The 315-nt window shown below is 44.1% G+C and carries 1 protein-coding gene; it reads right to left on the bottom strand.

The window, feature by feature from the left end; genetic code table 11:
* Positions 1-315, bottom strand: a 315-nt coding sequence (locus tag AB4585_RS27635) for a flavin reductase family protein (RefSeq protein ID WP_372171949.1), incomplete at both ends; no start/stop codon positions are given.

The raw sequence follows: 315 nt of genomic DNA, 5'->3' as shown, positions 1-315 counted from the left end.
CCGCCCATCTTACCCACAGTATCGACCAGCTTCTGATTGATCACCCCATCAACATACAAATCATCACGCACATAAACAGACTTAACATCTAACAGAACGATTGTTCCACCCGCTGGAAGATCACTTAATGAAATAATCTCTCTTAAACGGCACTCATAACGAATTGGCGAATCTTTTACTGACAAAGGGCTCACCGTAGTACTGGCGGTATGTTCTATATCTGCGTGATCGAACTCACTCACATCCGCATCCAGAGTGGCACTGGTGCTATTCATCTTTTCTAACAAGCTTGAGCCAACGATATTAACGACGCAT

Source organism: Vibrio sp. 10N.222.49.C9, from assembly GCF_041474985.1.
Lineage (GTDB): Bacteria > Pseudomonadota > Gammaproteobacteria > Enterobacterales > Vibrionaceae > Vibrio > Vibrio crassostreae_C.
Note: the sequence above shows the minus strand (reverse complement) of the source record. Positions and strands in the feature narration are given on the sequence as shown.